The following is a 9,003-nucleotide window of genomic DNA, read 5'->3' as shown; positions in this document are numbered from 1 at the left end:
CGTTGCCGTGCATCCCGACGCTGAAATTGAGCGGCATGGCCAGATCCACCCCCGGCAGGACCTGTTTCCATTCCGGCACCAGGTTGACCGTTACCGTGGAGTTGTCCCTGGTGGCATGGCCAATGCCGAGGTTAGTGGGTTGGCCGAAGATATTGGTCCCGGCGCGGCCGGTGAAGTACTGGCCATTTTCACTGACCCGGTTCCAGCGGCCATAGGCAAACTCCAGAATGGCGGAGCCGGTATCGAACAGGGGGGTCTTTGGCAACAGGGTCAGGAAGTTCACCACCGCGTGCATGGTGTCGCCGCGCGCCCCGGCCGGGGCAAACCACTGGCTGGTCAGCGGCATGTTGCGACGGTAGGAGAGCTCGGAGCCGACGCTGACCCCCAGGATCTGCTTGGCAAAGCTGATCCCGTAGAGACTGATGTTGGATTTGTAGTCATTGTGATAGCCACTGGCATCCATGAGCACCTGCGGCATCTTGTCGGAGAAGTTGCGGTAGTGGAACCCCAGGGTCCCGTTCAGCCATTCGGGACTGTAGGCCACCTTGATCCCCCAGTCGCGCATGTCGCTCGGCCGGTGATCGCCACCGTTAGGAACCCAAACTAAGGGTGGTCCGCCCGGTGGGCCCGGGAAGATGAAGGACTCGCCGCTGTTCATCCAACCGTCCACCATCCCCAGGTAACTCCCCCCCTCCGGGAAGATGTTCGACTCCCACTCCAGGTAGTACTGCCCGGCAATGGTGAGCTCGTTGGTCGGCTGGACCTGGACCGATACCTGGTTCAGCGGCCGGAAGATCTCCTTCAGCTCGACGCCCGGCATGGCCAACGCCTTGGCCATGTCGATGGGCGACTGGCCATAGGAAATACCGTTGGAACCGGCAGCGGGGAAGAACGCCTCGCCCCAGTAGATGGTATGCCGGCCGGCCCGGACGTTGATCGGGACGTCGCCGATATTCAGTTTGCCAAAGACGAAGGCGTCCAGCAGTTCGCCGTCCGGCCCGGCAAAACGCCGCTTGGTGTACTGATTCAGTCCGGGAGATGGTTGACCTTTTTCAAGATGGTTTGAGGTCTGGGGCGAGCGGTTATCCAGCCCCGCCTTGTAGATCGGGTCGTACCAGAGGGCACCGCTCAAGCGGAAGCCAAAATCCTTCTTGTAGACCAGATCGGTTTCGGAAAGGAGGTCCAGGCGACTCGACACGATCCCTACATCGAAATTGCGGTTACCGTCATCATGGTTGATACTGCCGATAAGATCCTTGTTCTGCCCTTTGAGGCGCTGGGCCAGGGTGTACCGGAAGGTGTTGTCCCAATGGATTACGACGTCTTCGTTGTCCGTCGGAATCTCGAATGCAACGGCGTTGACGCCAATTCCCAGGACAGCCATTGCCGCAACCGTTGCCAATCCCTGTTGCAGCCCCCTGACAAGTTTCTTTCTCTGATAGTGTTTACCCATAATCCCTCCTGGCTCGGTTATTACTGCTGACCGGTGACTTGACCACATCGCTGAGTTTTGGAGCATAGGGGGCTGAGGTGAACACAGCCGTGCGGTGCTGAGCGAATCCATGGGGGATTTGATCCCCCATGGTCTCTAAATTAAGAGGAGTGCCCTCCTTTGCTATCTGCTAGAAAGGGAAGTGTCTTTTTCCCAACTGAACGGTAATCCATTTCACTTCCGTCATCTCTTCCATTGAGTAACGGCCACCCTCGCGGCCGACACCGCTGTCCTTGACCCCGCCGAAGGGGACATGGGGCTCGTCGAAGATGCTGCAGTCGTTGATATGCACCATGCCCGTTTCCAACCGCAGAGAAAGGTCGAAGGCCTTCTGCAGGTCGTTGGTGATGAGCCCGGAAGAGAGACCGAAGGACGAGTCATTGGCCAACTGAAGGGCTTCCTCGCTGTTGGCTGCCTTGATGACGCATACCACCGGACCAAAGCTCTCTTCGTCGAAGATGCGCATCTCCTTTGTCACATCCGCCACGATGGTCGGTTGATAGAAACCACCGTCCGCATGGCCCCCGAACAGGATACGCCCCCCCTTGGAGCGTGCATCCTCCACCTGGGCGTCGAGGAAGGCGCACTGCTTGCTTTCGACCAGCGGTCCGATCACCGTGTCGGGGTTGCGTGGATCGCCGACCTTCAGGGTTTTGGTCTTTGCGACGAGTTTTTCGCAAAAGGGGTCATAGATATCGGCCTCGACGATCAACCGCGAGTTGACCATGCATACCTGCCCCTGATGGAGGAAAACGCCGAAGGCGGCGGCATTGACCGCGTAATCCAGGTCGGCGTCCTTGAGAATGATGAGCGGGCTCTTGCCCCCCATTTCGAGGGTAATCTTCTTCTGGTGACGGCCCGCGACCTCGGCAAGCTGCTTGCCGACCTCGGTGGAACCGGTGAACGTCACCATGCGGATTCGAGGGTCGGTTACCAGCCTGTCCCCAAGGGTGCTTCCCTTGACCGGGATGACGTTCAGAACCCCTTTCGGCAGACCTGCGGCCTCTAACAGTTCGGCGATCTTCAGGCCGATGACCGGGGTCGGAGAGGCGGGCTTGAGGACAAAGGTATTGCCGGCAGCCAGCGCCATGCAGACTTTCTTCATTGCCAGCAGGAGCGGGAAATTGAACGGGGAAATGCCGGCGATGACCCCCAAGGGCCGGCGGACGGTCATGGAAAAAACTCCCGGTGCGTCGGATGGCATTGTTTCGCCGAAGATGCGACGACATTCTCCGGCCGCGCTGCGCAGCATGTTGGCCACAAAAGAAACCTCGAACATCGCCTTGCCGAACGTTGCTCCGCCTTCGTCTATGAGTACGTCGGCAAATTCCTGGCAGCGCTCATCAAGGATGCTGGCGGCCTTGATCAGGACCGATTCTCTCAGGGCCGGAGCCGTGTTGCCCCACTGATCCTTGACCCGGTAGGCGGCGGCAATGGCCCTCTCGATGTCCTCAACACTTGCCTGATGTACCCTGGCATACACCTCTCCTGTGGCAGGATTCATGTCATCGGCTAACGTGCCGGTTGAGGACGACACCCACTCTCCGTTAATAAAAAGTCTGTATTCTTTCATAGTTATGGACTCCTTTTAAAAAGGGGAGGTCCCGTCGTTTCCGGCGGAACCCAATGGCCCGCAGCCATGGGGATTGCTCCCTTTAGGCTGCGAGGCTCGGAGGCATTGGTTGGATGGTTTTCAATCCGAAAAGAACGCTCTTTTCGGACGGAAATTTAATGGAACGACAAGCCACCGTCGTGAACGATCATCTGCCCGGTGATGAAGGCGCTGTCGTCGGTGGCGAGGAACAGGGCCAGGCCGATCAGGTCCTCCGGCACCGCCTCCCGCTTGATGCAGCGGGCCTGGAGTTGCAGCTCTTCCAGGGGGGGCAGATCCAGCTGCTTGATCTTGTCGAAGTTGTTGCCGCCGTCTGAATGGGTGAAGCCGGGGGCGATGGTGTTCACGTTGATCTTGAAATCCCCCATCTCCCGCGCCATGGAACGGGTCAGCGCCATGATGGCTCCCTTGGAGGCCACATAGTGCGGCATCCCCGGGACCCCCTCGTTGATCGAGGATGATCCGATGTTGATGATTTTCCCACCCTTGGCCTTCATGTGGGGGAAGACCGCCTTCATGCAGTGGAACTGGCCCAGGACGTTGATTTCCAGCACTTTCATGAATTCTTCCGAGGTACACTCCATGAACGGCTTCAGCACGATGCTGCCGAAGATGGCGGCATTGTTGAGCAGGATGTCGATGGAGCCGAACATGTCCACCGCGGCCTTGGCCATGGCGTCGCACTGTGCCTGGCTGCTGACGTCGGTTTTGACGAAGATCGCGTCGCTGCCTACTTTCTTGACCGCCTCAACCGCCTTCTGGCCGTCCAGCACGTCGGCAATGACGATCCTGGCCCCTTCCTTGGCCAGTCCTACCGCATATGCTGCGCCGATCCCCTGTGCTGCGCCGGTGATGATTGCTACCTTGCCGGTAAGTCTTCCCATCTTTTTTTCTCCTTTCAGGCTATTAGTGATAGTCACAACTTTTCGTTCCCTTCGAGCTGTACCGGCTGCTCGCCGGTCGAGGCCTTTTTGAAGTTCCTGATGCCGCTGCCGAGCGCCTGCCCCAGCTGGGGGAGCTTGGCCGGGCCGACCACGACGAGCGCGATCACGAGCACGATGATCATTTCAGGCATACCGAATCCAAACATATCCCGATCTCCTTGCTATCCCGATTACGCCAATGTGATTCCCGATTTGCCCGGCGCCATGATGTTGTTGGGGTCAAGCGCCATCTTTATGGTCCGGTTTATCCTGCGCACCTCTGGCGAGAGGGTGTTGGCAACCTTATCCATGAAGGCGGTATTGGTGCGGTTTATCAGCCAGCCGCGCTTGGTGAAGGCGGTCATCAGCTCGTCATAGCAGCTGTAGGCCTTTTTCATCGCCTCCGGCTTGGTACGGTCGAAGATAATCTCAATGTTATGGCGGGCATCGCGCCACCCTACGATGAATTCGGCGATATAGTCGAAGCCGTACCGGTGAAGTATCCGGGTGGCGACCTTTACCTGATCGCGACACTCGGCGGGCCGGGCGGATGCCGTTGGCGAAAATCGCATGTATCCTCCGTTACGCCCCCGCAGTTTGTCGAGTCCGGTCACCTGATCGGATACGACCCCCATCATCAGCTGCTTGCGGTACTGAAAGACCGGGTCATCCTTGCCTTCATTGTCGGTAATGATCCGCACCCGGCTGCCAAACGCCTTCTTGAATGCCCCGGAAACATACGACCAGTTCAGGGCCACCTGCTCCGGTGTGCCGTACACTGCTCCGTAGAGACTCCAGGCTGCAGCTCCGGTCTTCTTGCCATTGGTGCCCGCTGCTTCCCAGCCGGCACTCGTCACGGCACAGGCATTGGGTACGATTTGGGTTTCGCGCAGGAACATGAGCGGCTTGAAGATCTCACCGATCATCTCCACGTCGGAGAACTTCATACAGAATGGCATGTAGCCTCCCGGCGGTGGCGGCGGCATGAGCCATATCCCGAGCTTGGTGACAATCCCGCTGTTCCCTTGGGAAAAGAGACCATCCACGTAGGGGCCATACCCCCACTTGAAGACCTGGGTGCTGGTTGAGTTGGGAATCCCCCCCATTCCGGTCCTGAGAAGAGTGGCGTTCGGAAGGACCACTTCCATGCCGCAGGAAAAGATGAACTTTTCACTGTAGGGGGTGTAACCACACCCGCGTTCAAGGGTGTTGCCAATGATGCTCACGTTCGCTGCCGAAGCCGGAACATCGAGCCACAGGTTGATGTTCTTCTTCTTGAGATGCTGGTACAGGTCGTTATAGGTCACACCCGGCTCAAGGTGGCAGTATGCCAGCTCCTGATCGACCTCGATGATCTTGTTCATGTTCTTCAGATCGACCACGATCTGACCGGGGGTAGCCGGAGCTGAAGAGCCGTACCCCTCGTTTTCACCGTTGCATACCGTCCAGAGCGGGGTCTTGTATTTGTTGGCAATGGCAACAATAGTCTGTACTTCCTTGACCGTGGACGGGCAAAGTGCCGCCGAAGGCTTATGCAGCTCTGCGCTTTCAGCTATGGTGATTTTCAGGTACGGTTCCAGGGAAGCCGGGTCGACGCGGACCCGGTTCTCGCCCAGAAGAGCGCGATACTCCTGGATGGCCTTAGCGAATGATTCTTCCGTTACTCCCTTGGGAAGTGCAGCAAAACGACTCATGGTGTCTCTCCTCGACTGGTAAATACCCTCGCTGCCTGCTCACCCCAGATCAATTCCCGATTTGCCGGGGGCCAGGATATTGTTCGGGTCCAGTGCCCTTTTCAGGGTATGATGGATATTCTGCATTTCAGGTCCGTAGGTCTTTGCCACCTGTTTCATGAAGGCGGTATTGGTGCGGTAGGTGCCGTATCCCTGCTTCGTGAAGACCGTCAATAGCTCCTCAAAACATTTATGGGCCCGGTCCATTTCCTCAGGTTGGGTACGGTCATAGAGGAGATCGATGATATGGTGCATGTCGCGCCAGCCGACGATGAACTCGGAGACATAGTCAAAGCCGTACTTGTTCAGGACCTCGGTGGCGAGCCGCATCTGCTTGTCGCACTCGGACGGCCTGGCTGCGGCCACCGGGGCGAACCACATGGAGCCCCCACCGCCGCGCCAGTTGTAGAGCCCGAACTCCTGCAGGGTACTGCCACCCATCATCAACTGCCGGCGATACTCGAAGATCGGATCGTCCTTGGCCTCTTTTTCGGTGAAGATCTTGACCTGGTCTCCGAACTTTGCCTTGAAGGCCCCTGAGACGTATTTCCAGGAAAGGGCCACCTGTTCGGGGGAGCCGTAGAGTGCGGCGTAAAAGTTCCAGGCCCCGACCTTGTACTTGTCCATGATCTCCTGGAAGACCTTGGGGGGAAGACTCCCCTTGCCTTTGAAGAAGGTGCTCCGGTTGGTCCCCTTGCCGTTCTTGTCATAGGTGAAGTAACCGGCTGCCTCCCATGCGGCGTTCACCACGATGCAGGCGTTGGGGATAACCTGGGCCAGGCGCAGCGGCATGAGGGTCTTGATGATGTCAGGAAGCATCTCCACCTTGGGGAACTTCATCAGAAACGGCATGTACCCCCCCGGAGGAGGGCCCTTCATCAGCCAGACGCCGAGCTTGGTTGTAATTCCGTAGTTTGACTGTGAAAAGATGCCGTGCAGATCCGGGCCGTAGCCATACTTGAACGACTGCCAGCTGGTGGAGTTGGGAAGCCCTCCGGAGCCGGTGCGGAGAACGTCGCCGTTGGCCAGGACCAGTTCCATCCCGCAGGTAAAGAGGAAATGTTCGCCATAGGGGGTATAGCCGCAGCCCCGTTCAAGACCGTTGCCGACCGGGCTGGCCATGGCCGAGGGGGCCGGCACATCGACCCACAGGTTCATCTTGTGTTTCTTGAAGTGCTGCTGCAGATCGTAGTAGGTCACCCCCGGCTCGACCAGGCAGTACCCCAACTCCTCATCCACATGAACGATCTTCTTCATGGTCTTCAGGTCGAGGACGATCTGGCCCCGGGTGGCCGGGGCGGCGGAGCCGTACCCCATGTTTTTCCCGGTACTCACCGTCCAGAGCGGGGTCTTGTACTTGTTGGCTATGGCAACGATGGCCTGGATCTCTTTGACCGTTCGCGGGTACATCGCCGCGGATGGCTTGTGCAGCTCCTCGCTTTCCGAAACCATGATCTTCAGATAGGACTGCAGGGAGGCCGAATCGGTGCGGACCCGGTCTTCGCCGAGGAGCGCGCGGTATTCTCGAATCGCTTTCGCGAAGGCTTCTTCGGTAACTCCCTTGGGCAGTGCAATGAAACTACTCATAGTCAAAACCTCCTCAATTACAGCTGTACGGAAAAGGTCACCCGGTTCCGGTCCTCAAAAGTGATGTAGTGGAACGTACCGCCGCTGTCGACGATCGCCTCGTGAACAACGGCAAAGGTGGCCGGGTCAACCACGCCGACCAGGGTGTTGGCGCTGCCGCGTGCTTCTTCGTAAAGGTTCCTGGTGGTGAAATAATGTTCGGTCAGTGACCCGGTCAGGGGCTTGGCCGTCCAGGAGCCGGGGGCGTTCGTATTCATCATCTCGACAAAGTCGCTCGCCTTGCCCAGGGTGGGGACGTACAGGCAGATTCCCTTGATCTGTCCCGGTACGGCCGCCTCGGCCTTGCGGGGGGTGGCTGCTGCCATTCCGGTTGCGGCCAGTGCCGCGCCGGCGGTGAATATCTGCTTGAAAAACCCTCTTCTTGCCGATTCCATCATGGTTTTACCCCTCCTTGCGTCGCCTTAGCCGGATTGAAGTCGGGATGGGTTTTCCGGTAGGCGGCCACATCCTTCAGATAGGCGACGATGGCGTTCAATTCCTTGGGGGTTACTTCCGACACCCTGAAGGCCGGCATCGCATTGAAGCCAAAGCGTGTATTGTTGCGGATATACTGCTCGTGCAGCGGGTTGCCGCTCTTCGACATCATGTCATAGATGCCTATCGGGCCGATCTGCACCCCTAGCTTGTGGCACATCACACAGTACATGGCGAAGACGTAGGGCATTTTCGGCGGTTCCTGGGCCTGGGCCACGGCGCTCAACAGCATCCCCGAGACCAGCACTGCCGCAAGTATCTTTATGGTTTTCCGGTTCATACTCTCACTCCTCATCGGTAAGGTTTCCAAGGCCGGGGTGTTACTCCTCGTCACGTTTTTCATCCCCTGCGGGTACGGACAGATCGGTCTCCGGCATAATGAGGTCCACCCTTGGGGGGACAAAGTCCGCTTTGACCTTGGAGGTGTACTGCCGGGTGAATTCCCGCTGGCTGAGACTTAATACAAAGCTTGCCAGGCATTCGACCTGATAGTCGTTCAGTGCGGGGAGCTGCATGGGCGAGCCCGGGGTGACCTTTTTGGGGTTTTTGAAGTGCTCCACGACCCAGGCCTGCTTGGAATGGCCCCCCTCTATATGGCTGTAGTCGAAGCTGCCGGGGTCCTTGTCGGCAAAGGCACTCAGCTCGGGGCCGACGGCGCCCCCCTGCTTGTCGATCTGGTGGCAGCCGGCGCAGTGCATCTCCTTGAACAGCTCCCGGCCCTTGACCAGCTTATCCGCGCCGATGGCGGCGAAATCCTTGTGGCAGATGCCGCAGCGGGACTGCATGAGCCCCTTTTGCACCATCGGCACCGGCCAGTCGGCGATGGTCTTGTGGGCGGCCCCGTGAACGGTGGTGGCCAGCCCCTGGCCGCCATGGCAGATGGTGCAGCCGTACTTTTCCACCGGATGCTTTTTGAGGAGCTCCGGATTGGGGTGGGCTCGAAACGGCTGCCGGGCATTGGCAAAGAGGGGGTCGTCGATGCCGAGGTGGCAGGTGGGGCAGCGCTCGACCTCCTTGAACTCACCGATCACGACCTGCCTGACCTCCGGCTTCATGGTCACCACCCGGTCGAAGAAGGCCGGATTCTTGTCGCGGCTGATCTTTTTCAGGAGCAGGTCCCGG

At 58.5% G+C, this 9,003-nt stretch carries 9 protein-coding genes and 1 riboswitch; all 9 genes read right to left on the bottom strand.

Translation table 11 applies throughout. The annotated features are described in order from the left end of the window. A partial coding sequence (locus JN12_RS20095; protein ID WP_170242101.1) for a DUF1302 domain-containing protein occupies nucleotides 1-1,453 on the bottom strand: 1,453 nt, incomplete at its 3' end. A gap of 169 nt (nucleotides 1,454-1,622) precedes the next feature. Continuing rightward, complete coding sequence (locus JN12_RS20090; protein WP_145026265.1) at nucleotides 1,623-3,065, bottom strand: aldehyde dehydrogenase family protein; 1,443 nt, start codon at nucleotides 3,063-3,065, stop codon at nucleotides 1,623-1,625. Beyond that, nucleotides 3,059-3,179: riboswitch (molybdenum cofactor riboswitch) on the bottom strand. Its footprint overlaps the gene before it by 7 nt. A gap of 41 nt (nucleotides 3,180-3,220) precedes the next feature. Continuing rightward, nucleotides 3,221-3,988: an SDR family NAD(P)-dependent oxidoreductase gene (locus JN12_RS20085; protein ID WP_145026262.1), complete on the bottom strand. Its 768-nt coding sequence runs from the start codon at nucleotides 3,986-3,988 to the stop codon at nucleotides 3,221-3,223. Between the two features lie 32 nt (nucleotides 3,989-4,020). After that, a complete protein-coding gene (gene tatA / locus JN12_RS20080) occupies nucleotides 4,021-4,194 on the bottom strand; it encodes a twin-arginine translocase TatA/TatE family subunit (RefSeq protein WP_145026259.1) in 174 nt (57 codons plus the stop codon). Between the two features lie 24 nt (nucleotides 4,195-4,218). Continuing rightward, entirely contained in the window at nucleotides 4,219-5,721 is a 1,503-nt protein-coding gene (locus tag JN12_RS20075; RefSeq protein WP_145026256.1) for an FAD-binding oxidoreductase, read from the bottom strand. Nucleotides 5,722-5,760: 39 nt separating this feature from the next. Continuing rightward, the gene (locus JN12_RS20070) at nucleotides 5,761-7,347 is read right to left on the bottom strand and encodes an FAD-binding oxidoreductase (RefSeq protein ID WP_145026253.1); all 1,587 of its coding nucleotides are present in this window, start codon (nucleotides 7,345-7,347) and stop codon (nucleotides 5,761-5,763) included. 17 nt (nucleotides 7,348-7,364) lie between these two features. Then, on the bottom strand, nucleotides 7,365-7,784 hold the full coding sequence (locus JN12_RS20065) for a twin-arginine translocation pathway signal protein (RefSeq protein WP_145026208.1): 420 nt from the start codon (nucleotides 7,782-7,784) through the stop codon (nucleotides 7,365-7,367). Then, nucleotides 7,781-8,161, bottom strand: coding sequence for a c-type cytochrome (locus JN12_RS20060; RefSeq protein WP_145026205.1), 381 nt, complete (start codon nucleotides 8,159-8,161; stop codon nucleotides 7,781-7,783). The genes JN12_RS20065 and JN12_RS20060 overlap by 4 nt, the downstream gene beginning before the upstream one ends. A 40-nt stretch (nucleotides 8,162-8,201) precedes the next feature. Continuing rightward, nucleotides 8,202-9,003 (bottom strand): c-type cytochrome (locus JN12_RS20055; RefSeq protein ID WP_145026202.1); only part of this gene is annotated, 802 nt, incomplete at its 5' end.

It is taken from the genome of Geobacter argillaceus, assembly GCF_007830735.1.
Taxonomy (GTDB): domain Bacteria; phylum Desulfobacterota; class Desulfuromonadia; order Geobacterales; family DSM-12255; genus Geomobilibacter; species Geomobilibacter argillaceus.
The sequence above is the reverse complement of the archived record's forward strand: the minus strand, read 5'-3'. Positions and strand labels throughout refer to the sequence as shown.